Here is a 26,971-nt window from a genome sequence, read left to right as displayed (position 1 = left end):
CGCGAAGGGGAATTTTTCACATGCAGCGTTTAAGACGCTCATCAACCACCACCCTACCTACTTAGGAGAGATTACATGTTAGAGCAAAATTATCTATATAAAGGAACCAAAACACTCAAAAATAAATATGGCATCAAAGACCCTAAAAAACTGTATCAACGCAGTACCCATGACGTCACTAAAGCAGCCGTCAATTTTCGCCATGAACCACCCCCACGAAAATTTGATGCTTCCTATCTAAAACTAATCCACTGGAGCCTCTTCTACAAAACTTTTGAATGGGCGGGCCACACCCGCGATACATCCTTTACATTTGAAGACGGCACCTCTGCCCATATGCCGGCGATGCGTCCCAAAGGTTATGAAATTCCTTTTGCTATTGGAACGCAGATTCAAAAAGAACTCACACAACTCGAAAAAACACTTAATGAAAAGAACAATTTAAAAGGTTTATCGCGCCAAGAATTTGCTGAAAATGCCGCTGAAGTTTTTATGGCGCTCGAGCACGCACATCCTTTTAGAAAAGGGAATGGGCGCGTCAATCGAATGTTTATGGAAAAACTTGGACAAGCAGCAGGATATACCATTGATTTTTCTTTCATCACAAAAGGACGCATGACAGCAGCCTGTATTGAAGCCATGCAATATGGCAATCCCCAACCGATGAAAGATCTTTTTGAAGATATCACCCATCCGCAAAAATCCCTTGTTTTAAAAGAATTTGTCTCCCAAATGAGAAACGCTGGACTGGATGAAATTAACGATCGTGTTGTTGTTGCAGCAAAGGAAGATGTAACCTATGAAGGCGTCTTTAGAGGTTTTTCAGCAGAAGGTTTTGTCATGGAAATAGAAGGGGCTTTCGTCGTCGGACACAAAGATGATCTCACCCCAGAACAAGTCAAAACATTACAAAACGATGCCCGCCTCTGCTTTCAAAAAACCAACGTTCAAAGCTTAAAAGAAACACTGATCCCAAAAGAAACATTAGCCCCTCTTACCGATGAAGAGTTATTTGAAAGGATTTCAAATGACGCTTATGTTGAAGGGAGTCGAAAAGAAATCGAAAATTTATCAAAGACTGTTTATGGTAAAACCCACACCTTAAAGACAACATTAGATATCATAACGGTAGCTCCAAACTTAGGAAATCAGTTTGCCGATGAAATTTTACAAAACCCTCAATCAATTTCTAAATTTGCAGGGAGTAAAATACTTGGCATGAAAAGTTCAAATCGCAGACAAGCCGAACAGGCTGTTCCACAACTCAGCCAAGCCCTTAAAAATTATGGCGCAATAACACAACAAACAAAAGATGCAATTCTAGAGCAACACCAAAGAGAACAAAATCGCCTGAACCACACTGTCGAAAAACCTAGAAAAAATTTACAAAACCTTTTTGCCTTACCAGAAGAACAACAAAGGGAAGCTTTATTGCATTCTCATTCACTGCGACAAGAACTCCATACCTTTTCACGACAACTACACAATCGTCTATCCTCAGAAGATCGTAAAGCCATACAAGAAAAAGACCATACCAGACTAGCGTGCCTCCTTGGGACATCGGAAAGCAAAGCAAAAGAAATTGCGAATACAGTAAAGAACACCCAAGAAGCACAATGCCAAGCTCGCAGCTTGAAAGTTAGTCGTTCCTCATCGCTGGCTCTTACCGGCTAAAAACGCGTAAACTTTTGCCTTCCAACAGAACTCTTTATGCCAATCATTTTATCTCCATTGCGCCCACCAATTGTTTTAAAATGTTACAAAAGATAGTCCTAAAAATGAATCCTATAATTTACTATAACTTATTGATAATATTTCATAAAAAAACTGTATAAAAGACATAAATGTCCATTACATATCAATATGAATAGCGCGAAGTCTTTGGAGACCATTCAGTTTGATATTCTTCTTTTGTCTTAAAAAATATCAAAAAGTGGGAAATGCGCCAAAGAGGTTTTCTAAAAATATTGAAAGGAAACAGCCATGAAAAAAAGTCACCCACAACCAGCCCCCCAGAACCCACAACCCCAGAGCCAAGCCCCCCTCTACGCAAAGGTTAATAAACCACCCAAAGAACAGCGCACCTCACCTCAATATACACTTCAACAACCACCAGAAACGGTTTATGCTCCCAAAAAGCCACTTGACCAACAAAACCTAGGAGCTTCTAATGTAGAAGACCTCTACGCAAGGGTTAATAAGCCACCCAAAGAACAGCGCACCTCACCTCAATATACACTTCAACAACCATCAGAAACGGCCTATGCTCCCCAAAAGCCACTAGGAAATCCCTATGACAGACTTGGTGAAAGACCAAGTGATGGGCGACGCACCGACAAACTCGTAAACCCCTATTCAATAACGGATTTGGCAGCACAAAATTGGCAAACACCCTACGACACAGTTGGTGAAGGTGCACAGGGTGGACGACATCCCCAAGAACCAGAACATCTCTATGCAGAGCTTGAAGTTGGTGAAAATGGTAGGCACTCTCCCCAAAGACCACTCGAATCCGTCTATGCAACGGTTGGCATGGGAGCTGAAGGCGGGCAAGAATCTGAACAACTAGAAAATCCCATCTATCAAGGCGTTGGCGGAGGCAGAATCTCCCCTCCCAGAACCCCAAAAGATGTGGTTACAACAAAGCTTTTAACAAGCGTAGACTTTCAATATGGTGTAAGAGAAACGCAAGAATGGTGCAGAGTTGTTTATGGTAACGAACATGCTTTGAATCAACAACTGGCTAAGATTCTTGACGACCCTCAAAATGCAGAAAAAGTCTTATGGAGCCTTGCAGAAAATCCTGAAAGCGCTGGTAAGCTTGCAGGTCACAAAATACTTGGTGTAAAATCTCTAAGCCGCAGAGAAGCTGAAGATGGTTTTTCTCCCCTTTGCTCAGCTCTTGAAAGGCATATACATACGGCACAAAAGCTCCATAAACAGTTTACACGGGAGCATGAAAGAGAAAGAGGTCAAAGACAAGAAAGTCCAGAAAGAGACCCAGAACACAGACATCACCACCATCATCGTCATGCAAGAGGACAAGAACAAAATAGTCCAGAGCACAGCCCACAACAACAAAGACATGGAGAAAAAGGAATGGCTTTTGCCATGTAAGGGGAGCATAAACATAAAAACAGATAGTTTTTGTTTTTCATGTAATTTTTTTTCAGTGAGTTTCTTGGTGCAAATCATTTTATCGTGATTGCACCAAGAATTGTTTTAAAATATTACAAAAAATAGTCCTAAAAATGGATTCTGTAATTTATTATAACTTATTGATAATATTTCATAAAAAAACTGTATAAAAGACATAAATGTTCATTACATATCAATATGAATAGCGCAAAATCTTTGGAGGTCATTCGGTTGGATATCTTCCTTATATAAAAGTTATCAAAACTAAAAGTGGGGAATGCACCAAAGAGGTTTTCTAAAAATATTGAAAGGAAACATGTATGAAAAAACATCATCCAAGCCCTTCTGCAAATCCAGAAGCCCTCTATGCAAAAGTTAATAAACCAACCAGAGGAAACCAGCGCGGTCCAACCCCAGAAGAGGAAGTTCTATACGCATCAGTTAGCACCTCTTCCCCTCCTTCAAGAGACAGACATCATGCTCAAAGGAGTGAAGATCCTGAAACCGACTATACAACGGTTGCTTCTCCAAGACATGAAACTGATGTTCTATACGCATCAGTTAGCAGCGTTACCCCTTCTTCAAGAGGTAAACATCAAAGGACAGAAGATCCTGAAACCGACTATACAACGGTTGCTTCTCCAAGACACGAAACTGATGTTCTATACGCATCAGTTAGCAGCGTTACCCCTTCTTCAAGAGGTAAACATCAAAGGACAGAAGATCCTGAAACTGACTATACAACGGTTGCTTCTCCACAACAAAGAGGAAGATCTTCATCTTCCCTCACAACGGAACAAATAAGTGTCATGCTTTTAAAAAATCCACACGTCCAAGCACATGCAGAAGAGATCATGCATTGGGGTAAGATTGTTTATGGCAATGACAAGCTTTTCCAAGAACACTTGCAAGGAATACTTACAGATCCCAGTAAAGGAAAAGAGCTTTCAGATCGACTTGCTGAAAATCCTGAATCTATGCATAAGCTCGCTGGCCATTCCGCACTTGGCATAAAAAGTCAAGCACGCAAAGCAGCTGAAGACGGTTTTAAACCGCTCATTGATGCCATTGATGGTTATACAAAAGCTGTACAAGACGCAACAACAAGACTATCGCAAACCCCTATGGCAGAACAAAGACGTCGTCAAGAAAATTCTCAGCAAGTTGAGAGACACCATCATCATCGTCATCATCACACAAGAGGACAAGAACACAATAGTCCAGAGCACAGCCCTCAACGACAAAGACACGGAGAAAAAGGAATGGCTTATGCCATGTAAGGGGGCATAAACATAAAAACAGATATTTTTTGTTTTTCATGTAATCTTTTTTTCAGTGAGTTTCTTGGCGCAAATCATTTTATCGCGATTGCGCCAAGAATTGTTTTAGAATGTTACAAAAAATAGCCCTAAAAATGGCGCCTGTAATTCATGCCGACTATTGATAACTTATTGATAATATTTCACAAAAAAACTGTATAAAAGACACAAATGTCCATTAAGCTGATTGCAAATAGCGCAGATCTTTGGAAGCTCATTCAGCTCGATATTTCTTTTGTCTCAAAGCGATCCAAGCATAAAAGGCAAGAATGCACCAAAGAGGTTTTCTAAAACAATTTTTGAAAGGAAACATGCATGAAAAAAACCCACCCTCATCCTTTTCCATCCTCTTCAATACAAGAACTTATAAAGCTCTATGAACAAGCAGCGGCAGAAGTCTCAGGCGCAGCAGCCCCCCTTCCTAAAGAAACGCCTTCAAAAAGCAAAAGACTGTCATCCATACCGGAAGAAGATGAGGAAAGACAATCTCTTTTAAGAGAAGAAACTGTATATGCATCAACAAATCCAACAGCTTCGTTAACAAGAGGCGGCTCTACCAAAAGGCAGAGAAAACCTGAAACGACACACGCAACAGTTACTTCACAAGTTACCCAAAGGACAACAAGAGTTCTCTCAGAGGAAGAAATCATTCTATTGCTTCCACACCATTCATTAATTAGAACCTATCAAGAAGAAATCCAACATTTATCCGTCAGTGCCTATGGTAACCCAAACATTTTGCAAGAAAAAATGCAGGAAATTCAAAGAAATCCCGCTGCAGGAGAGGAGCTCTCATGGCGCATGGCAGCTCATCCTGAAAGCATCACTAAACTTTCCGGAACCAACATGTTGGGCTTTAAAAATCGAACGCGTAGACAAGCGGAAGAAAGTTTTTCCGCTCTATGCGTTACTATTGATTGTTATACAGAAGCCGTAAAACAGGCAAGAGAGAGCCTCTTACAATCTCCAGAGCAAGAACTCAAAAACTATGAACGCTTAATGGGGAAGGAAGCTGTCACTAAACTTCTACAAAAATCAGATCAACGCGAAAAAGAAACGCTTTCAGAGACAGAAATTTCTACCAAAATTCACCAACATTCAAAAGTCAGAAGACACCATGCCCAAATCCAATATTGGTGCGGAGTTGTTTTTGGCAACACAAACATTTTGCAATCACAAACAGAAGAGCTTTTCCAAAACCCTGAAACAATAGAAGCACTCGCACAGCAACTTGCCGGAAATCCTCAGTCTTTTAACAAATACACTGGTCGTAACTTTTGTGGCTTTAAAAATAAAGCACGCAGACATGCTGAAGCGGGTCTTTCTCACCTCATTGACGCCGCTGACAATTATGCAACAGCTGTAACACAAGTAAGAGAGAGCCTTTCAAAAACTCAGCAGACAAAACAAGGACACAATGAAGCATCTTCTGAGAGAGCGCAAATCTTGCATCAACAACAAAGCGTCTCACAGTCTGCTCAACGCGTTGAGCTTTCAACGGTAACGCATGAAGGAGCAACAACCTCTACGCAACAAAGAGAAACAGATATTCGTCCTCGCAAAACTGCCGCCCCAAAAGCGATGGCTTTTGCCAGTTAAACAGACATAAGTTTTCACGTTGAATCCAACGTCTTGGCGCAACCATAGCAGAGGTGATTTGCGCCAAGAAATGGGGAAATTCATTCCTCCGCTACTTAATCTCAGCTATTGATCAAACAATATTTAGAGAGTGATTATGATCTGAACCATGAGAGTCAAATCTTGTGAAGCTTCTCAGTTTCATATTCTCTTTCATATTAGAGTAAGTGAAAAAGCATAAAACAGAATAAAAACCAACGTACATTTTTAAATAGTATTTAAAAACAATATTGAAAGAGTTTGAAAGGAATATGCATGAAAAAAAGAAATCCCTCCCCTTTTATCACCGAAATGATGGAAAAATTTCAACAACAGGCTGAACAATCCCCCACCAGCCCCCCCCCTCCCCAAGTTTCTCAAAGTTTGCCAAAAGCAACTGTAGAAAAACGCCCAGAAAATTTATCCCACCACCCAAAAGTTGCTCCACCACCTCCCCCACGGATGAAAAGCCCAGTGCAAACCAGCACAATGCCTCCTAACGCCAAAAACCAAGAGACACCTCCCCCACAAAAAAAAGCAGTTCCGCCAAAACCTCCGCGTGTAAAAGAGAGACAACAACATAAACCGACAGTTCAAGAGTCCCCCTTCCTACAGACAAAAGTGGCTCCACCCCCTCCTCCACGCATGAGAGAAAAAACACAAACCAGCACAACAATCTACAACTCAAAAATCCAAGAAAACTCCTCTCCGCACACAAAAACAGCTCCACAAAGACCTCCACGTGCAAAAGAGAGGCAACAACATAAACCAACAGTTCAAGAGTCCCCTTCCCCGCAAAAAAAAATGGCTCCGCCCCCGCCCCCACGTATGAGAGAAAAAACACAAGCCAACGCAAAAATCCAAAAGCATGAAACTCAAGAAAGCCCCTCCACGCGCATAAAAATGGCCCCACAAAGACCACCGCGTGCAAAAGATAGAGAACAAAATAAACCAACTGCTCAAGAATCCCCTTCTCTACAGACAAAAGTGGCTCCGCCCCTTCCCCCACGCATGAGAGAAAGAGCACAAAACGGCACAAAAATTCAAAATCCTGAAACACACGAACCAAGTGTTAGACCCAAAACATCATCACATATGAAAGTCAGGCAGCAAAGCAGTTCATCATCACAAGACAGTGGAACATATGCCGTCCCGCCTTCAAGAAAACCGCACCGTATACAAAACAGAAAACAAAGCGATACTGTCGTCCCAAAAACTTCCTCTCCACACACAGCAATTGAACAACCAAAACCGTCTCACGAACAAAAACCATCTATTAATACAATGGAAAGAGAGCTATTGCTCGTAGCATATCAAGAAGAAATACGATTTTTGAGCGAAAAGGTTTATGGCGAACCGCTTATTTTAAGTGAAAGAATAGAAGCAATCAAAGAAAACCCCGATATGGGAGAACAGCTCTTATGGGATGTTACAGAACGGCCTAAGTTTATTTCTAAGCTTGCTGGTAGAAAAGTTCTTGGCATAAAAAATCATGCGCGCAAACAAGCTGAAGAAACTCTTCCTACCCTACGTGCTGCTATTAACGGTTATGTGTATACTTCAAAATATACAAAAAGTGAAAATATTTCCCAAGGTCCTCACACGGAACAACAACATCAGCGACAAGCACAGGAGGAAGAGCTAACAAATCAACATTTACAAAATCCGCTCACTTCAGAAAAGAGAATAAAACCTCTCTCAAATCAGGAAATTGCTCGCAGAGTTCAACAAGATCCATCGGTTCAATATGGTCAAAGAGAGATCCAATATTGGTGCCAAATTGTTTATAAGGATCCATTTATTTTGCAATATAGAATAGAAGATATGCACAAAATTCCAGAGATAGGAGAAGAAATTGTATTTCAAATTGAAAAGGATTGTACATATTTTGCTCCGCTTGCTGGTAAGCAAGTCCTTGGCATAAAAAACGGAGCACGAAAAGCTGCTGAAGAAAATCTTCCTACCCTTTGTACCGCCATTAAGGATTATGCTGATACGATAAAACAGTTAAGAGACACCATTGTGCAAAACCATCAGGCAGAACAACAAAAACGTCATCAACCGCTTAACGATCTCGATAAAAAATTGCAACAGCAGCAAAACTTATCGCAGCCATCAAAGCTACCTGAACGCTCAACAGCAAAGCAACATCAGGAGCTTACAGAAACATCTAGACAAGAAGAGAAACCGCCTATTCGACTGCGCAGAGCCGAAACATCAAAAGCAATGGCTTTGTCGTGACAGTCTAATCATCGTTGACTTTTCATACAAAACTTTGGTGCAATTATCTTGCCAAGATTGCACCAAAAACGGTGTATGAAATACAGAAAACTTTGAATAAGACACCCCATTATTTTACAGAATTCATTGATAAAATTTCACGATAATACTTCATAAAAATTACAAATTTTAACTTTGTTCCATGATTAACTTGGTTCCATGCGAATAAGATCAATTTTTTCAATCATTCAAATAGGCATTCTTCTTTGAAGAAAACGCTATGAAAATAATATAAGGCAAAAAATGTAAACAAAGAAGATTTCAAAAATAATGTTACCATTTGAAAGGAAATATGCATGAAAGAAAACACAGAACATTGTGCCTCCTCTACACAGGAAGAATTGCAAGAACAACACTCTGCAATTAATGCAGCCATTTCAAAGCAAATCAATGAAGAAGCGCAAAATTTTTTCTACCCCAATAGCAAAGTGCTTAAAAATAAATACCGCATCAAAGATAACGAAATATTAAAAGAATGCTGTTCTAATGATGTAAAAAAAGAAATGATAAAACTGCACCAAGAACCTCTACCAGAGCAGTTTAATGCCTCTTATCTAAAATACCTTCATCAACGCCTCTTTTCCCATGCATTTGAATGGGCCGGACAAACACGCGAAAAGCCTTTTACATTTGAAGATGGCACTGTTGCTTCTATGCCCATTTTGAAAAGAAAAGAGTTTACAAAAACTTTTGCGATTGGCAGAAAAATACAGGAGGGACTAGAAAAGTTAGATAAAACGCTTGCTGAAAAGAATAATTTACAAGGCTTAACGCGCGAAGAATTCGTTGAACAAGCAGCTGGTATAATGATAGATTTGCACCACTTGCATCCTTTCAGAGAGGGCAATAGGCGCACAAAGAGACTGTTTGTTGAAAAACTCTCTCAAGCAGCAGGACATGAGCTAGACTTTTCTCTTGTGAGCAAAAAACGTAAAGACTTTGTCCGCGCCGCTGCCATGGAACATGGCAACCCAGAGCCTATGAAGCATCTTCTTGAGGATATCTCAAATCCAGAAAAATTGCTCCTATTACGAGAATTCACCAACTCTATGAGAGAGCTTGGATTAGATGAAAAAAATTATCATCTCGCTGTCGTTGCAAAAGAAGGAGAAACCTATCATGGTACCTATAGAGGCAGTGGACCCAATGGCTTCATGCTTGATGCCAACGGCATTTTCATCTTGGGAAATAAAAAAGATCTCACCCCAGAGCAAATACAGACATTAAAAATCGGTGACGCCCTCTCCTTTACAGCACCAAAAGTTCAAAAACCAGAAAAAACCCAGAAAAAAACATTGCTTCCAGAAGAAAAAGAAGAAAAAAGAGCCACTCTTAAAAACGATGAAATAACTGAAAAGAGCAAAGACAAAACATCCATTCAAACAAAGAAAAAGGGAAAATCCTATTTTTCACCATGGATTGCCTCTCATGTTTTACATGACAGCGTTGAAGTTATGCCCAAAAGTTTGCAAGCACAAGAAAAAGAACAAATGGCACAACCAATTGTTCAATCGGCTTCCGCTATGAGGCAAATGCAAAAAGATTTTCAAAAAAATATTTTACAGAGCAGTAATACAGCGACAAATGATCCAATATCTGTCAAAATGACAAAGGAAACACGCTCTGATCATCCAGAAATAGAAAAACAGCCTATCAAAAAAGCAATGGCATACTGGGATACTGGTACAAGAAAAACGGACACCATCCCTCTCACCTTACAGGAGAAATTATCATCACCACCTGAAACCGAAGAAAATAAGACAATACACCGTAATTTCTTTTACCCCAATAGTATCACCTTAAAGAATAAATATGGAATAAAAGACTACGGAAAATTAAAAGTGCAATGTGCCCATGATACAACAAAAGCAATCATTCATCTGCGCCAAGAAGCACCACCACAAAAACTAACCTCCACATATCTCCAATATATTCATCACACCCTATTTAAAAATACTTTTGAATGGGCCGGACAAACACGCGAAAAACCATTTACATTTGAAGATGGTACCGTTGCTTATATGCCAATGATGAAAAAAGCTGGTATTTCTTTTGCCTCAGCAAAACAGATACAGGAGGGTCTAGAAAATTTAGATAAAACACTTGCTGAAACGAATAGTTTAAAAGGCTTAACCCGCGAAACATTTATTGAACATGTCACTGAAATGTTGATACAACTCAACTATACGCATCCTTTCAGAGAAGGTAATGGACGCACACAACGAATGTTTTTTGAAAAACTTGGGCAAGTTGCTGGCCACACACTCGACTTTTCTCTTGTAACAGAAAAACGCATGAATCTTGCCAGCATTGCATCGCTAAAACATAAAGATAAAGAAGAAATGAAACATCTGCTTGAGGATATCTCAAATCCAGAAAAAATACTTATTTTAAAAGAATTCATGGACAGTATGAAACATATCGGGCTTGAGAGTATTCATCATCATCTTATTATAACAGCAAAAGAAGGTCATACCTATAAAGGCTTTTACAGAGGCAGTGGACCCAATGGCTTTATGCTTGATGCTAACGGAACTTTCATCTTGGGAAATAAAAAAGATCTCACCCCAGAGCAAATACAGACATTAAAAATCGGTGACGCCCTCTCCTTTACAGCACCAAAAATTCAAAACCAGCAAGAAGTGCTTATCCCCGCACAAACAATAGCCCCCCTTACCAACAATGAAATTGCCACAAGGATAAAAAACAACGTTTCCATTCAAGCAAGAAGAAAAGAAATAGAAACTTTGTGCCAAATCATTTATGGCAATCGTCATATTTTGCGGGAAAGAATTGAGATGATCCATGAAAATCATACTGTGGGAGAACAGCTCACCTATCAAATTGCCACCTCTCCCCAATCGATTTCTAAGCTTTCTGGTAGCAATGTATTTGGCATAAAAAACAACGCACGCGCCCATGCTGAAGAAAATATTTTGCCCCTCTGTAGAGCCATTGATCGTTATATCAATATTTCTAAACAAACAGAAAGAGACATTCTCCATACCCATCATGTAAAACAAAGGCGGTGTGAACAGTCGGTAGAAATGCCTAAGGCTTGGATGAAAAATCTCCTTTCCTTGTCAAAAGCACAACAGCAAGAAATGTTATCAAACTCTCCTGAATTAAGGGGGGAGATAAGGACTTATATCAAAAAAATCAATGAGCGCTTATCTTCAAACGAGCATGAAGTTATAAAAGAAAATAATCCTGAAAACCTTGCGAAGAGTCTTGGCACATCAACCATTAAAGCAAAAGAGATTATGGAAATAATCAAGCAGATAAAAGAGATAGAACCGCATATACAACCCATGTATTTTTATAACCATAAATTCGATGAGCGCTTCGCACCAAACCAGCATCAATCTATAAAGAAAAACAATGAAAAAAAATGTTCCAACACGCCTGATAAAGAAGCAATTAAAGTGCAAAAAATGACAGAAAACGTCAATCAAAGTCCCAAAAGACAAGAAAATATTCAACCTCACAAAACGGCGCACGCAAAAGCAATGGCAATGAATGTCTAAAAGGTTCATAAACTTTAACTTTTTCGCCCCCTCTGGTAAAAATGATAGCCTTTATCCCCTTGCCTTCATCGGCAAATCAATCGCACCTCAACGAGAATGGAAACCATGAGAGAGCAACTTTATCTTATTTTCTCAGATTTTATCCTCATCAACTGTGAAAAGAAACCTGAACAAGAAAAATGCTGTTGAAAGATCATGTCTTCCTATCCTCTTGTTTATGTAATCTCTAAAATGGGAAGGCAGCCACATTTGGGGAGAACATAAAGCCGTAAAAGTGAAAAGTAATCACCAGTTTTACCATCACCTTTTAGCTTAGCCTTACGACTTTTTAAAACATCTAAAGCGCTGTTTTTTTTTTAAATAATGAATAAATAATGGAAATTACGTATTGCTCCACGCTTTTATTTTATTTGCATTCTTTTAATAGGGTCACACCCCTCACATAAAACAGAACGGCATTGGGTTGCACTATTCACGACATCACACCATAAAGAGAAATTATCATTATATATCCCTACATGTCTCTTCAAACTGTTATGATATCACTCCCATATTTCAGTTTGAAAAAGAAATTTTAATTATTTTATGGCAACAATAAAAATTTTAATGCAACAGTAAACAAGGAACATAAAAAAGTCTTCAAGCACCATTGTTGACAGAAAGATAAACACCGTCGTAAAACGCTTTCAAAAAGTATCCTTGATTAGGATAGAGATCAGATTTTTACGATTTAAAACGGTTTATTTCTCCTGTCATCGCTTCTCTTTTACAACAAAGTTGATATATCTTTATGACATTGATTAAAAAAATTGCAACAGTTGCTTCCGGAACCCTCGTGAGCCGTATTTTTGGCTTCGTACGCGAAATGCTTATGGCAGCAGCACTAGGAACTGGTCCTGTTTCTGATGCGTTTAATGCTGCTTTCCGTTTTCCCAACACATTCCGCCGTTTTTTTGCTGAAGGTGCCTTTAATGCTGCTTTCATTCCTCTTTTTGCCAAAAAAATCACTGAAGATGGTCACGAAACGGCATGCAAGTTTGCAGAAGAGGTGTTTGGCGTTCTCTTTTCACTGCTCTTACTGTTAACGATTGCGATGGAACTCAGTATGCCTTTTTTGGTACGAACCATTATTGCCCCAGGTTTTACCGAAGATGCAACAAAGCTTAACGCCACAATTCATTTTACGGCGATCATGTTTCCCTATTTAACCTGCATGTCGCTTGCTGCCATGATGGGGGGCATGCTTAATGCGCTGCGACGCTATTTTATTGCCGCCATTGCCCCACTCTTTTTAAACATTATTCTGATTGGTGTGCTTGCCTATGCTTGGATCTATAAACTTGACGCTTGGCATATCGGCTTAAATCTCTCTTGGGGTGTATTGGCAGCAGGTCTTATTCAACTCACCTTAATTGCCCTTGCTTTGCGTCAAAGTGGCATGAAAATTTCCTTCCGCCAGCCCCATTTAAGTCCTAATGTTCGTAAGCTATTAACTTTAGCATTCCCCGCAGCCATTACGGGTGGCATCACGCAAATTAATTTGCTTATTAATACCAATATTGCTTCTAGTCAATCGGGTGCTGTCTCTTCTTTGATGTATGCTGATCGTCTTTATCAATTGCCTTTAGGCGTAATCGCCATTGCCGTTGCAACCGTTCTTTTACCAGAATTAACACGCGCTTTGCGAAGTAAAAAGCATGAAGAAACCCACCATTTACAAAACCGCTCTATTGAATTAACGCTATTTTTAACACTTCCAGCATCCATCGCTTTTTTGCTGCTCTCCACTCCCATAGTCAGTTTACTCTTTGAGCGAGGACAATTTACCAGTCAATCAACACACCATGTTGCACAATTACTAGAGCTTTATGGACTAGGACTTCCAGCTTTTGTTCTTATTAAGGTCTTTATTCCTAATTTTTTTGCCCATGAAGATACCAAAACACCGATGATTTTTACAGGTATTTGCGTTTTTATCAATATCGGTCTCGCCTTAACATTATTTCCTATTCTATCTGCACGAGGCATTGTTATTGCTGAAATTACCTCTGGATGGGTCAACACACTGTTGCTTTGGGGGGTCCTTATCAAACGCGGTTATTGGAAATACGACTTCCAACTGATAAAGCGAACATTATGTCTCATGATGGCAACTCTTTTGAGTGCACTAGCCCTCTATTACGGATTGAATGTGCTTGGTTTTTTGTCTTTTCCTTTATCCTCACAAGCATCCTTTTTCTTGCGCGCGATCACCTTAGTAGGGATTATGCTCGGCATATTCTTGATCTATTTTAGTGCCTATTTTTTATTCAACACCCGTTCCTTTTTTCACACGCTTAAAAATTTGAAAAAACGCTCATAATATCTATACTTTGTCAAAAACAATAAAATGAATAACCTTAATTGAAGAAAGAGCACTCCTATGGATACCTTCACACCACTTGTCTTTTCCGGCATACAACCGAGTGGTCACTTACATCTTGGCAATTATCTTGGAGCCATTCAGCATTGGGTTGAACTACAAAACTCTCATCACTGTCTCTATTGTGTTGTGGATATGCATGCGCTCACCGTCAACCCAGATCCCCTTACTTTACGCGAATCCACCAGAACAGTGACAGCAGCCTTTTTAGCCGCCGGTATTGATCCTCAAAAACATATTATTTTTAATCAATCACGTGTTTTTCAACATGCTGAACTCGCCTGGATTTTAAATTGTGTTGCCCGCATTGGCTGGCTTCAACGCATGACACAATTTAAAGATAAAGCGGGAAAAGATCGTGAAAAAGCATCCCTCGGGCTTTTTGCCTATCCCACTTTGATGGCTGCTGATATTTTAGTCTATCGTGCAACGCATGTTCCAGTAGGCGAAGATCAAAAACAGCATGTTGAACTCACACGCGATATTGCACAAAAATTTAACAACGACTATGCACAGCGTATTGCCGAATTAAATTTTGGCATCTCTATGCAAACAGATGAAGAAAAAAGACAAGGCTTTTTTCCTCTTCCAGAAGCACTGATTGGAACAACAGCCACACGCGTTATGTCTTTGCGCGATGGGACGAAAAAAATGTCAAAATCAGATCCTTCAGATTTTTCACGCATTAATTTGACCGATGACGCTGATCTTATCGCAAAAAAAATACGCAAAGCCAAAACGGATTCAGCTCCACTTCCCGATACCCTTGCCGCTTTAAAAGAACGACCAGAAGTAGATAACCTGCTTGGTATTTATGCCGCCTTTGCCAAAGTTAGCAAAGAAAAGATTCTTTTAGAATTTTCTGGTCAACAATTTTCGCATTTTAAAACAGCTCTAGCCGACCTTGTTGTCCATAAGCTTGCCCCTATAACAGAAGAATTACGTCGCCTTCATCAAGAAAGCGGTTATATCGACTCTGTTTTGCATGATGGCGCTAAACGTGCTAGTATGCTCGCAGAAGAAAATATGAAAAAAATTCGTGAAATTATTGGATTTTTGCAAGATACATAAAAATAATAAAACTAAAAACTGTAGAGAGCAAAAAAATCGTTTGTACAAAATAGAGAAAGTGCATGATTTCCAAACCCCAAAATCCGAAAAAAGAACCAAAGAAAAAAAACTTAGTTATTATCGATGAAACACCAGAGTGTCGGCGTGCCGTTGCGTTTGCCGCACAGCATGCCCAAAATACCAGTAGAACATTGGTATTACTTTGTGTCGTTGATAGTGTAGAATTTCAACATTTTCTGGGTGTAAACAACGTTATGCGTACAGAATCAAAGCAAAGTGCTCATAAAATATTAGGAGACATTGCCAGTGAAGTCCGCACCACCCATGCGCTTGAAACAGAAATAGTAGTGCGTGAAGGAAAAAAAATTGATGAGATTTCTAAACTGATCGACGAAGATAAAAGGATTGCACTGATTGTTTTAGCAGCCAGTGGACATACAGAAGGACCAGGACCCCTTGTTCAATTAATCGGGAATAAAGGAACAGCTTTTTCAATCCCTGTCATTGTTATTCCTAGCAATCTTGCCGATGAAGATATTAGATCTATTGCCTAAAAAATATAATATTCTACAATGTAAGATCTTCCCAAGCCTTCATTATAAAAGGAGAATCTATGTTTATTCAAACTGAAACCACCCCAAACCCTGCAACACTTAAATTCCTGCCAGGACGCGTGGTTCTTTCTGAGGGCGTATTAGAATTTCGTGACCGTGAAGAAGCAGCTAAAAACTCACCTTTAGCGGCTAAACTGTTTAATATTCCCAATATCAATGGTGTCTTTTTAGGTTATGATTTTATCACCGTAAGCAAAAAAGAAGGGGAATGGCAACATCTTAAGCCCGTCATTTTAGGCACAATTATGGAACATTTTCTATCCAATGAGCCAGTGATCACCACCAACGCCACAACACAAGCACAAACCCATGCCCTTAACGAAGAATTTTATGACGAAAAAGATGCTGATATTGTCTTAACCATTAAAGAGCTCCTTGAAACACGTATCCGCCCCGCAGTTGCCAACGATGGTGGAGACATTACTTTTCGTGGATTTGAAAATGGTATTGTTTATCTCAATATGCGCGGCTCCTGCGCTGGATGTCCCTCTTCAACAGCAACACTCAAACATGGTATTGAAAATCTTTTACGCCATTTTATCCCTGAAGTTTTAGGCGTTGAAGCCATGCCACAATAAATGTTGAAGCCATGCCACAATAAATATTGACCTCAATAGGTAAAATAACCACACCGATTGCCCCTCTTCAACAGCGCTCAAACATGGAGTGCAAAAATCTTACGTCATTTTATTCCTGAAATTTTCGAAGTAAGCCATGCAGTCATAAAAATAGAGTACTGTTAAAAAAATCTGTCCAATAATGATACCTTCACTCACCTTTCACCTCCACATATGCCTTAAAAAGATTTCAAAGCCCCCTTTAAGAAGCATAAGTTATTTCAACAAACCAATCGTACACAGAAGTACAATGCATGGGTGTGCACTTTAAATTTATTTTGTTTTATAATCTTGTCATGCAATTTTAACGAGGAAAACACGACCTCGTTAAAAAAAGAAAACCCAAAAAAGAAAACATTGTAAGATAGAGTGCTCATTTGCTCTATCTTTCTCAGTGCTTCCAACGACAAATCACGCAAAATACTTCTTGTAGCAAGCCGGCACCATCATCATATCTGCCAGCCCCTAATGATGCGACAGCTCTTTCATTAAGACGATTCATAAGAGTCATTTTTAATCCTTTCTTTCCTCATTTTTACCCACACGCCAGCCCCGCGTGTGGTGTGCAAGCAAGTGATTTTAATTGATTCAACATGGAACAGATTTGAAATGAGAGAATCCCACGTTATTCGGGGTTCTAATTCAATATGAATAACGCTAATTTATTATTATAAATCAATATGTTGTTTCAGACACTCGACAAAGATCACATTTTGCAACTTGCAATGAGAATTCTGACATTCTTCTTATTTCAATTATGTTTTTATTGCATCAATCAAAATCGTCCGCTTACACAGCACAAACTGGATAATAACAAAAACTATTTTTAATAGCTCTTATGTACACTTTTATAAGAGACTGTTGCAGTACTAAGAGCTGGAAAATGCATGGCAATAAGACCTTATCAAGATCATAGCGTCCTTTTTCCATTCTTAAAATCAAGAATTTCCTCTATCATTTTCAATCTCATTTCCATAAATATGACGCAAAAGGTGTAACTACCCATAAGAAATAAATACATTGAAGCCAGATCTATTATGGTTGTTTGAGAAATTATCTGATAAAAAAAATGAGAATATTTTTTCAATTCAGCAGGAATAAGTTTGTCTACTTTACGGCGTTGTTTTTCTCATAAAACGCACACTTTTATTGTTGCTTATGAGTCAACATCCAGTCCCCTCATAACCGCATATTAAAAGAAAAGAAAGAGTCGCTATTTCTTTGCGATACATGGCTTTGCAATAAAGGAAAACATATTGCTCCTATCTGATTGGTGTAATCTATGAAACAAGAAAAGAAGCCCATTGGAGAAAAATATGCCCAATTAGAGAAGAATGTAAAAATAGAAAACCAACGAAATGCAAAAACAATTGCAAGAAGATAAATGCCTAAACTTTTTTCACAAACTCCGACTTTAAACTCATCTGACCGATCCCAGGAATTTTGCAATCGATATTATGATCCCCATCCACCAAGCGAATATTCTTTACCTTCGTCCCCCCTTTTAAAACAGATGAAGCGCCTTTTACTTTCAGATCTTTTATCACCATAACGGTATCTCCGTTTGTTAAAATCTGACCATTGGCATCATAAACAGTATTGGCAAGAACCGTATCATCGTTTTTTTGTGGCCATTCATGCGCGCATTCAGGACACACAAAATTTTCACCATCTTCATAAGTATAAAGACAATCACAACGAGGACATTTGGGATATTGGGTCATAAATTTCCCTTTTTTAGAAAAAACATTCATTATGACTGGTCATAAAGCAAGAAGTGCTTATTGTCCATTATTTTAGAAAAATGTTTCCCTTTGTTTCAATCCTCATCTGCCAACTGTATTCATGAATGCTATCATCACATACTATACACAAGTTTATAAAAATGATTGATCATTATACAACTCAAATAAGCCCCCCGCATATCATAAAATTTACTCACTGCATTCTCTCTAATAAATTAATCAAAATCATTTTCTTATACATCACCAATGCAATTAACGAATGGATAACAAAACAATTAGAAAAGGAACATCTCTGAATAAAACGTTCTCAGAGAGCTAAAAACTATTGCAGCATTGAGAAACAAGAAAATGATGTCCCCAACTTAACCTTTTATTTAAGTAAAGATAACAGTCATAATGTTAGAGAACAGACTGATTTATGATCATAGTTAATGGTTTTGTATATTGAATGAGAGCCGATAAATAAGCTGAGATTCTCTCAACCCCTTTTACATTGAAACAACCAAAGCCTTTTGTTTGCATGTTACAAGTAGGAAAATCCGTGTAAAACGATTATCCAAAATACTAAACACTCTCAAATATAAGAGCCAACATTGAAAGCGGGCAAAGTGAATGATGGTGCCGTCTTACTCTCTCATAAGCGTAAAAATGCTGCTGCTCAATGGATGGCCGGTTATACCTTTCAAAGCAACACGCATAAGATGCGTTTTTAGCGTCTTGAGAGAGAAGCTTCTTTAAAACAAACATATGAAATGTGCAACAATGATCGTATTTTATTTTGCATGAGAAACATTCCCCTATTAAACAAAAATTGCTATCAAGCCATTGAGCAAACCCATTGGACATAAATGATCCGATTATGCTCGATTATAATTTCCTACAGCATTTAGTTTTAAGAATCCGGCAGTTTGAGGAATCCGATTGATATGTAAGGGAGGAAAAAACAAAGAGAGCTTGAAAATGGAAGATCTCCCTTATGCACATAAAATCACACCCCTAAAATCACACCCATGTAATCAATCATCATACCTTTACAAAAAAACATTCCAATGATCTTAGGTGATAATATCAGGGTGATCTCTCCCCAATGCTTGTTGTATGTTTAACAGTTTTAGTGCCACCTGTTGCAAAGGTTGGAGAACTTCTTGCGGATTAAAATTGTGTTTGCGCGGATCACTTTCATACTGTTCAAAATAAAGTCGTAAAGTAGCACCTAGCGTCCCTGTTCCCGACAAACGAACCACCAACCGTGCGCCATTCTCGAAAAAAATACGTATACCTTGCCGCGTGCTAACGCTCTGATCAACGGGATCATGATATGTAAAATCATCTGCTTTTTTGACGAAAAATCCAGCAATTTCAGTTCCTGCATGTGGTAAGTGCGCACGCAAATACTCTATAAGTGCCAAGGCTTTGTCTGCTTCGACTTCTTCATAATCATGCCGTAACGTGTAAAAACGCCCATAGGTGAACCAATGCTGTTGAACAATCTGTGCGACAGTTTTTTCTGTTACCGCTAAAAGATTTAACCAAAATAGGACAGCCCATAAACCATCTTTTTCGCGGATGTGATGAGAGCCAGTTCCAAAGCTTTCTTCACCACAAAAGGTTACTTTCCCCGCATCCAAAAGGGTTCCAAAAAACTTCCATCCCGTTGGCGTTTCAAAAAAGTTTAATCCGTGTTTTTCCGCAACTAAATCAGCAGCACGCCCCGTTGGCATAGAACGCGCTATCCCCACAACACCTTTTCGATATCCTTTAATGAGGTGTGCATGTTCAGCCATAATAGCCAAAGAATCCGAAGGCGAGACAAATTGCCCACGACCAATAATGAGGTTACGATCTCCATCACCATCAGAGGCTGCGCCAAGATCTGGTCCTTGCTCTGACATCAATAAATCATAAAGAGCCTTGGCATAAACCAAATTGGGATCTGGATGACCGCCTCCAAAATCTGGCAAAGGAATACCATTAACCACCGTCCCTTCAGAAAATCCTAAGCATTTTTCAAAAATTTCATGGGCATAAGGCCCTGTTACCGCATGCATGGCATCAAACCGTAAAGTAAGACCTCGAGCAACGGCCTTAGCAATACAGTCAAAATCAAAAAGCTCTTGCATCAAAGCAACATAATCAGCGACAGGATCGATAATATCAATCCGCATGGCTCCCATAAAGACCGTACCTTGCCTATCTAAATCAATATCTGGTGCTTCAAGAATTTTATAAAAGGAAAGACGTTGCGATGTTGCAAAAATAGCATCACATAAAGAATTAGGAGCCGGTCCACCATTGGAAACATTGTATTTGATACCACAATCTCCCTCTGGACCACCAGGATTATGGCTTGCAGAAAGAATAAGTCCACCATGGGCATGAGTTTTACGAATAAGATGCGAAACAGCAGGTGTAGAAAGAATACCGCCCCTTCCCATTTTAATACAAGAAACACCATGCGCCGCCGCCATCTTCAACACAATCTGAAGAAGAGTACGATTAAAAGTGCGCCCATCCCCCCCAAGAATCAACAGTTTTCCTTCAAGAGGCCCAATGTTATCAAAAAGAGACTGTATAAAGTTTTCTACATAATGGGGTTGTTGAAAAACAGACACTTTTTTGCGCAAACCAGACGTTCCCGGTTTTTGCCCCTCAAAAGCCGTGGTTAAAACTGTCTTTATGGTCATATCAATACCTTTATATGATTTCCTATAATTTTAAGGTGAAGAGTATCCAAAGTCGACCATTAATTCTACTTGACGGAAGTGTGAAATATTTGCACACTCGTTAGAAGTAAGAATTTTTTAAGAAGCCCTTTTATTTAAAACAATCTTTCCCATATGTTTTTAAATACGAAGGCTGTTTTAAAACAAAATTTTCGTAAAAGAATACAGGAGCATCATGATGATGAAAAAAACAGTTCCCAATGTAACATTCCACACACGTGTACGCGATGAATCAATGGCTGGAGACAATCCTTATCGGTGGCAAGAAGTTAACAGCGATGCTTACTTTAAAGGAAAGCGTGTTATTCTTTTTTCTCTTCCTGGAGCTTTTACCCCTACTTGCTCAACCTTTCAGCTGCCTGATTTTGAAAAACTCTATGATGAATTTAAACAAGCGGGTATTGATGAAATTTATTGTCTTTCCGTCAATGATGCTTTTGTCATGAATGCTTGGGGAAAAGCACAAAATATCAAAAATGTGAAATTAATTCCCGATGGCTCTGGTGAATTCACGCGCAAAATGGGTATGCTGGTTGCAAAAGACAATGTTGGTTTCGGCATGCGATCATGGCGCTATGCTGCTGTTATTGATGATGGTGTGGTTGAACAATGGTTCGAAGAAGCGGGTTTTTCAGATAATTGTGCAACAGATCCTTACGAAGTTTCTTCACCACAACATGTTTTAAAAGCCTTGAAAAGCTAATTTCCCCAATCGTCCATTTAAATAAAACTTTACGACACAAATTTTCTGAGGAGGAAGATTTGTGTCGTTTACTTTTTACAACATCTATTCGTGAAAACAGACACGATAAGTTGATTGTGCGCCTTCTGTGAGAAAATATTCCAACAATAATTTTTCAATAAATCTTTCATGTTTTAATGGCTTTGCAAAAGCTTGGAAAATTGCTGATGAAAAATCCCGTTGTAGCGCTAAAAAATCAAAGAGTTAAAAGCTGTTGCACGCTATCAAAAAATGGGATTGCAATTGCCAAATGCGCAAATTCATGCAAAACTCTCTCAGAAACATCAAGGACTAACGTATTGATGAAATATGCAAGATCAATGCTAAATTTCTCATACTGAGAAAAACTTTGTATCGAACAATACTTTGATTTATAAAGATAATTTATAATTTTGCATATTGAATGAGAGGAGCCGAATATCATAAGATTGTTTTATTTTATCCCTTCTTATATTGAATCCCTTAAAACTATTTTCTTGCTCATTAGCAAGTGGGATTGGCATATGAATAAACGATTAAAAAGAGTAAAAATACCTCTCGTAAACGCGCCAAAATACAAGAGCTATGAACATCATTACTGCAAAGTTCACAAAAGTACCAAGAAAGAAAATACAGATCAAACATTTGTTTGAAGAGGTGCACAGTTCAAATTAACTTATGTCTCATAAAAAGAAGAAAATATGGCATAAAAACCGCCCTGCATAAAGAACCATTCATAGAGAATATTAAATCAAAAAAAATCCCGCAAACATTCCAATTCACATACCATAAACAGACTCATTGCTGTTCTCATAGCCATTTATTCTAAGCTTTTATTTTTCTCTAAGAGAAAAACGGTTAAAGGAGTTGTTTATTCGGGTATTCTATCGTAAAGTGTGCTTCTATCTCTTCCTCTTCATCGAACTCAAAATCTTCATCACATTCAGGAAGACCAAAAATATCTGGATTGATGAAATAACAATCTTTTTTTGTCCCCTTCGCTACAATTTTATTCTTTTCTAATTCTTTGATACCTTCTTTAAAACTTTCAAAATTAAGATATTCTGGTTCTTGAATTGAAAGATCGCAAGTCAAAAATTCTTCAAGAATATCATGATCCAATGTTATCTGATCAAACCATAAATCCACATCATCCCCCTCATCTAACATTTTCCCTACCTGCCACAACATCACAAAAAATGCTTTCATACCACTAAATGATAGCCCAAAAATCATACGCCGACACGACGAGGCGCCTGAAAAGGTAATTTGCGGAAGATCTTCAAATCCGAAATTTGAAGGAGGAAGTTTAAATGATTTTCCAATATTCTCAGGTCTTTCAAGAATAAAGGGATTTCGTTCATAGAGCAGAGTAAAATCATATTGGACCATTTTCATTTCTCCGTTAAAGAATTGACTTTATGAAAAATGCATATTATCAGTAAGTTACCATTATGGCAGCTTACAATTCATCCAAACATGCTCCTGTAAAAAATTGTTCGATTTAAGTCATTCCATTGTTTTTTGAAGCTTAAAAAGTCTTTTAGGATAAAACGCTCTAGTTCTCCCTCCTTTTGCAATAAGGCTAGATTTTGTAATGTCCAAGAAGAGAACATCAAAGGATTTGATACTCATAGATGAGAATTCAAAGATGAAGCCAATATGAACTTGTCAATATTTTTATAAACTTTTTCAGAAGCGTTACGTGAAACCCTTTAATTTTCTCAGAGTTTTTGTTCGTTACAATTTTTTTTGCTCATTTTAACGCATTACCATCGCATCCTCAGAAGGGCACGTTTTATAGCAAATAGCGCTTATTTATCTCTTAAAAAATCTCTCTTTTATGCCGCACACACTTCAAAACCGCGCTTTTGAACGCGTGCACCAACACGTATAAACGAGCAAAGCACAAATTTTAAAAATTGAATTTCAAATTTCCAAAATATTTCAAACAATCACTTCGATAAAGACTTTTACCATTATCATTTTTGGGCGGCTAAAATATCCTGTACTGTTTTGACCAATTGATCTTCATCAACCGTCACTTGTGCTGGTCGACTTTCACGCCATGTTTGATTATCCTTAATTTCATGAGACAAACGCGCCCCTTCAATCAAATCTTTAATCTGTATTTTTCCGCTCTCACGTTCTTGTGAGCCTTGGATAACCACACAAGGCGCTTGGCGTCGATCTGCATATTTCATCTGCGCTTTTATCCCCGATGCCCCCAAATAGAGCTCAGCACGAATTCCCGCACTACGCAACTGCATCACCATTTTTTGATAACCAGCAACCGCCTCTGGCTCTTTATCCATCATCAGCACCACAACCGGCCCTGTTGTCTCCTTCATAGGCAACTTTTCAAGATTTTGCAAAGCAGCGATCAAGCGCGAGACCCCGATTGAAAAACCTGTTGCTGGAATGTTTTCACCACGAAAGCGTGCCACCAATCCATCATAGCGCCCACCACCACCAACGGAGCCAAAAACAACTTTCTGCCCATCATCATTGAAAACATCAAACAGCAACGTAGCCTCAAAAACAGGACCTGTATAATAATCCAGTCCACGCACCACCGATGGATCAATCTTGATACGATTCTGAAAGCCATTTGCGGCAAAAATTGCTTGCATTTCCTCAAGCTCACGAATTCCCTCACGCCCTTGAACATGATCACCAACCACTTCTTTAAGAGCCTCAAGCGTTTCTTCTGCTGTTTCAGCTCCAGCAGCAGTTAAGGTAAGAATACACTCAATCTCTTTATCCTTAAGCTCCGCCCCTTTTGTAAAGTCACCACTTTCATCCAAACGCCCTTTTCCCAAAAGCAAACACACCCCTTCAGAACCAAATTTATCCAGTTTATCAATTGCTCTTAAGACAGTTAAGCGCTTTTCAACCTGCTCATTTCCCCCCAAACCAATTTTCTCTAAAACGCAATCGAGAATTTTTCTGTTGTTCAGACGAATGGCATATTCATGATGCTGAAACCCTAGTTTTTCCAAACTATCAGCTGCCATCATACAAATTTCGGCATCAGCTGCTACCATTGGTGTTCCAACAATATCCGCATCAAACTGCATAAATTGCCGAAACCGCCCTGGACCTGGTTTTTCATTGCGAAAAACAAAGCCAAGACGATAACTGCGATAAGGCTTTGGCAAAATTTCAAAATTCTCGGCAAAATAACGAGCAAGAGGCGCGGTAAGATCATAGCGCAAAGACATCCATTGCTCATCATCATCTTGTAGCGAAAAAACGCCCGCATTTGGACGATCTGAATCCGGTAAAAACTTACCCAGCACATCTGTATATTCAAAAATTGGAGTTTCTAGCGCTTCAAAACCGTAAAGTTCATAAACTTCACGAATTTGCGCAATCATTGTTTCAGTTGCATACAACTGTGCACTTGTACGATCAACAAACCCACGGGGTAAACGGGCTTTGGTTTTTTCTTGTTTTGATGACATGTTTTTCTCTAACAACAATATATATTCACCGATAACGTGTGTCTATCTTATAGAAACAAACGCTGCAATAACTTTATCAACTGGAAACTGGTAACAATATGCATAAGCTTTTGCTTTTAAAAGATGCAAACCTTTACCCTTAAGGCAATCTACTGAAAATATTTGTACTTTCAATAGGAACATAGCCTCCCGCTCAACATGAAATGCCCGCTTAACATTCAATGAAAAGACATCTGTGCTTGTTGAAAGAAACCTCAAAGCGACAGTTGATTCTTGATAAATCGAAAGCATCCCCCTCAAAACCCCTCCCTCTCAGAATTCTTCAGATTTATTACAGATGCAAAAATCTTCAAGACATCAGTGTGCTTTGCGCTTGTTCTGCAAAATGATTGATAACATTTTTTAAATCAACAATATTTCGTCCAGCATCTGTAATAGAGCGTGATACAGAGGGAATAACATTCTGCAAAAGTCTTTGTGGAAATTGATTTGCTAGTTGTGTCATTGTTCCACCTTGAGCGCCAATACCCGGAACGAGAAACAGACTATTTTTTAACTGCTCGATTGTGTCTTTTGATTCAGATCCTAATGTCGCTCCTATAACCGCACCTATGGGGCCAATATTATGATGAATAACCGAAGACTGACTATTATAATCACAAATACACTGTGCAAGATGAAGAGAGAGTGTCTGATCACCAATAAGGGCATTTCGTATTTGTTTCCCCTCTGGATTAGAAGACTGAACAACCACAAAAACCCCTGCTCCTGTTTCTTCTGCAACCTTTATCAGAGGAATAAGAGCATCAAAACCCAAAAAAGGATTAACTGTCATGGCATCCACCTTGAACGCACTACTTGGACCAAGCCAAGCCTTACCATAGGCTTCAGCAGTAGAGCCAATATCCCCCCTTTTTGCATCCGCCAGAACCAATATGCCTTGTTCGTGTGCATTTTCAATCAGTTCTTTGAGAGCTTGAAGACCTTCCACACCATATAATTCAAAAAATGCGACTTGCGGCTTTATAATACCTACTTTACCAACAACTGCTGTTAAGAGAATATCACAAAAATCTTTTAGACCTTTATAATCAAAGCTTAGTTTCCACGATTGCAAAACTTTATGGCTCGGATCAAATCCAATACAAAGAGGTCCATAGATTTCACGATTTTTAAAAAAAGTTGAACGAAACATTTTATATCCTAACAAGGTCTCTCTTTAAACTTTTTGATACAATCAAAAAGAAAAGCATTTGTCAAAAGAATACAATAGCGCAAACACAAAGAAAGAGCTCTCTATACAAAATGTGCTTTTATTTATGAAACATAAATATATTCCCATTCGTAACGCTTATCATATGTTTATCGACCAAGACGTTGTCATGAGATAAAAATTCAAATTTATGAAAGAATATAAACAAAACAGCATCTATATTATAATGACCTCATAAAGCCCTATAGGCATGCCTTGTCGTTTTCACCCCCCTTTTTTATGATCAACAAAAACTCTCTATGAACGCGCTTTAAACAAAAGTTTCAAAAGAAAATGCCCCACCATGATGATCTCGATCTTAGCTTTAGATTTTTCCTATTCCTTTTTGGCGCATATCTATTCACTTTTGGAACATAATTTGCAAAAAGGCATTGTATCTCCAGCATATTCAAGGAGATAAAACATGGAAACTCGCATTCCTGAAAACACACCATTTG

Annotated in this window: 17 protein-coding genes and 1 pseudogene; 11 read left to right on the top strand and 7 right to left on the bottom strand. The window is 38.7% G+C overall.

Annotated elements, in window-relative coordinates; translation table 11 throughout:
* Window positions 1-75: 75 nt before the first annotated feature.
* From ACFIM6_RS06680 to ACFIM6_RS06635, 10 genes are all read left to right on the top strand, one after another.
* Window positions 76-1,674: a BID domain-containing T4SS effector gene (locus tag ACFIM6_RS06680; protein ID WP_375612185.1), complete on the top strand. Its 1,599-nt coding sequence runs from the start codon at window positions 76-78 to the stop codon at window positions 1,672-1,674.
* A 309-nt stretch (window positions 1,675-1,983) separates the two neighbouring features.
* Window positions 1,984-3,117: a BID domain-containing T4SS effector gene (locus ACFIM6_RS06675; protein ID WP_375612184.1), complete on the top strand. Its 1,134-nt coding sequence runs from the start codon at window positions 1,984-1,986 to the stop codon at window positions 3,115-3,117.
* A 341-nt stretch (window positions 3,118-3,458) separates the two neighbouring features.
* Window positions 3,459-4,418: a BID domain-containing T4SS effector gene (locus ACFIM6_RS06670; RefSeq protein WP_375612183.1), complete on the top strand. Its 960-nt coding sequence runs from the start codon at window positions 3,459-3,461 to the stop codon at window positions 4,416-4,418.
* A 354-nt stretch (window positions 4,419-4,772) separates the two neighbouring features.
* Complete coding sequence (locus tag ACFIM6_RS06665) at window positions 4,773-6,056, top strand: BID domain-containing T4SS effector (protein ID WP_375612182.1); 1,284 nt, start codon at window positions 4,773-4,775, stop codon at window positions 6,054-6,056.
* Between the two features lie 294 nt (window positions 6,057-6,350).
* Complete coding sequence (locus tag ACFIM6_RS06660; protein WP_375612181.1) at window positions 6,351-8,315, top strand: BID domain-containing T4SS effector; 1,965 nt, start codon at window positions 6,351-6,353, stop codon at window positions 8,313-8,315.
* A 335-nt stretch (window positions 8,316-8,650) separates the two neighbouring features.
* Window positions 8,651-11,881, top strand: coding sequence for a BID domain-containing T4SS effector (locus tag ACFIM6_RS06655; protein ID WP_375612180.1), 3,231 nt, complete (start codon window positions 8,651-8,653; stop codon window positions 11,879-11,881).
* A gap of 790 nt (window positions 11,882-12,671) precedes the next feature.
* Window positions 12,672-14,243 carry a murein biosynthesis integral membrane protein MurJ gene (gene murJ, locus ACFIM6_RS06650; RefSeq protein ID WP_375612179.1) on the top strand — a complete coding sequence of 524 codons (1,572 nt, stop codon included), beginning with the start codon at window positions 12,672-12,674 and terminating at the stop codon, window positions 14,241-14,243.
* A gap of 60 nt (window positions 14,244-14,303) precedes the next feature.
* Window positions 14,304-15,374, top strand: coding sequence for a tryptophan--tRNA ligase (gene trpS / locus ACFIM6_RS06645; RefSeq protein WP_375612178.1), 1,071 nt, complete (start codon window positions 14,304-14,306; stop codon window positions 15,372-15,374).
* A 62-nt stretch (window positions 15,375-15,436) separates the two neighbouring features.
* The gene (locus ACFIM6_RS06640) at window positions 15,437-15,928 is read left to right on the top strand and encodes a universal stress protein (RefSeq protein ID WP_375612177.1); all 492 of its coding nucleotides are present in this window, start codon (window positions 15,437-15,439) and stop codon (window positions 15,926-15,928) included.
* Between the two features lie 59 nt (window positions 15,929-15,987).
* Window positions 15,988-16,566 carry a NifU family protein gene (locus tag ACFIM6_RS06635; protein ID WP_375612176.1) on the top strand — a complete coding sequence of 193 codons (579 nt, stop codon included), beginning with the start codon at window positions 15,988-15,990 and terminating at the stop codon, window positions 16,564-16,566.
* Between the two features lie 469 nt (window positions 16,567-17,035).
* Here the strand turns inward: ACFIM6_RS06635 and ACFIM6_RS06630 are convergent.
* The 3 genes and pseudogenes from ACFIM6_RS06630 to ACFIM6_RS06620 all read right to left on the bottom strand — a co-directional run.
* Window positions 17,036-17,116 (bottom strand): annotated as a pseudogene (locus tag ACFIM6_RS06630) (DUF4102 domain-containing protein); the annotation flags it as partial.
* Window positions 17,117-17,993: 877 nt separating this feature from the next.
* Window positions 17,994-18,329 carry a zinc ribbon domain-containing protein YjdM gene (locus ACFIM6_RS06625; RefSeq protein ID WP_273790940.1) on the bottom strand — a complete coding sequence of 112 codons (336 nt, stop codon included), beginning with the start codon at window positions 18,327-18,329 and terminating at the stop codon, window positions 17,994-17,996.
* Window positions 18,330-19,405: 1,076 nt separating this feature from the next.
* Window positions 19,406-21,034, bottom strand: coding sequence for an alpha-D-glucose phosphate-specific phosphoglucomutase (locus tag ACFIM6_RS06620; protein ID WP_375612175.1), 1,629 nt, complete (start codon window positions 21,032-21,034; stop codon window positions 19,406-19,408).
* Between the two features lie 217 nt (window positions 21,035-21,251).
* On the opposite strand from ACFIM6_RS06620, the gene ACFIM6_RS06615 reads away from it, so the two are divergent.
* On the top strand, window positions 21,252-21,776 hold the full coding sequence (locus tag ACFIM6_RS06615; RefSeq protein ID WP_375612208.1) for a peroxiredoxin: 525 nt from the start codon (window positions 21,252-21,254) through the stop codon (window positions 21,774-21,776).
* A gap of 876 nt (window positions 21,777-22,652) precedes the next feature.
* Here the strand turns inward: ACFIM6_RS06615 and ACFIM6_RS06610 are convergent.
* The 4 genes from ACFIM6_RS06610 to pyrF all read right to left on the bottom strand — a co-directional run bounded on the left by ACFIM6_RS06610 (window position 22,653) and on the right by pyrF (window position 26,456).
* A complete protein-coding gene (locus tag ACFIM6_RS06610) occupies window positions 22,653-23,186 on the bottom strand; it encodes a replication protein (RefSeq protein WP_375612174.1) in 534 nt (177 codons plus the stop codon).
* A 590-nt stretch (window positions 23,187-23,776) separates the two neighbouring features.
* Complete coding sequence (gene hisS / locus ACFIM6_RS06605; RefSeq protein WP_375612173.1) at window positions 23,777-25,261, bottom strand: histidine--tRNA ligase; 1,485 nt, start codon at window positions 25,259-25,261, stop codon at window positions 23,777-23,779.
* A gap of 42 nt (window positions 25,262-25,303) precedes the next feature.
* Window positions 25,304-25,561 carry a hypothetical protein gene (locus ACFIM6_RS06600; RefSeq protein WP_375612172.1) on the bottom strand — a complete coding sequence of 86 codons (258 nt, stop codon included), beginning with the start codon at window positions 25,559-25,561 and terminating at the stop codon, window positions 25,304-25,306.
* A gap of 49 nt (window positions 25,562-25,610) precedes the next feature.
* A complete protein-coding gene (gene pyrF / locus ACFIM6_RS06595) occupies window positions 25,611-26,456 on the bottom strand; it encodes an orotidine-5'-phosphate decarboxylase (RefSeq protein WP_375612171.1) in 846 nt (281 codons plus the stop codon).
* Window positions 26,457-26,971: the final 515 nt, after the last annotated feature.

Origin of the sequence: Bartonella sp. AA9NXGY, assembly GCF_042196845.1 — a bacterium.
Classification (GTDB): domain Bacteria; phylum Pseudomonadota; class Alphaproteobacteria; order Rhizobiales; family Rhizobiaceae; genus Bartonella.
The sequence above is the reverse complement of the archived record's forward strand: the minus strand, read 5'-3'. Positions and strand labels throughout refer to the sequence as shown.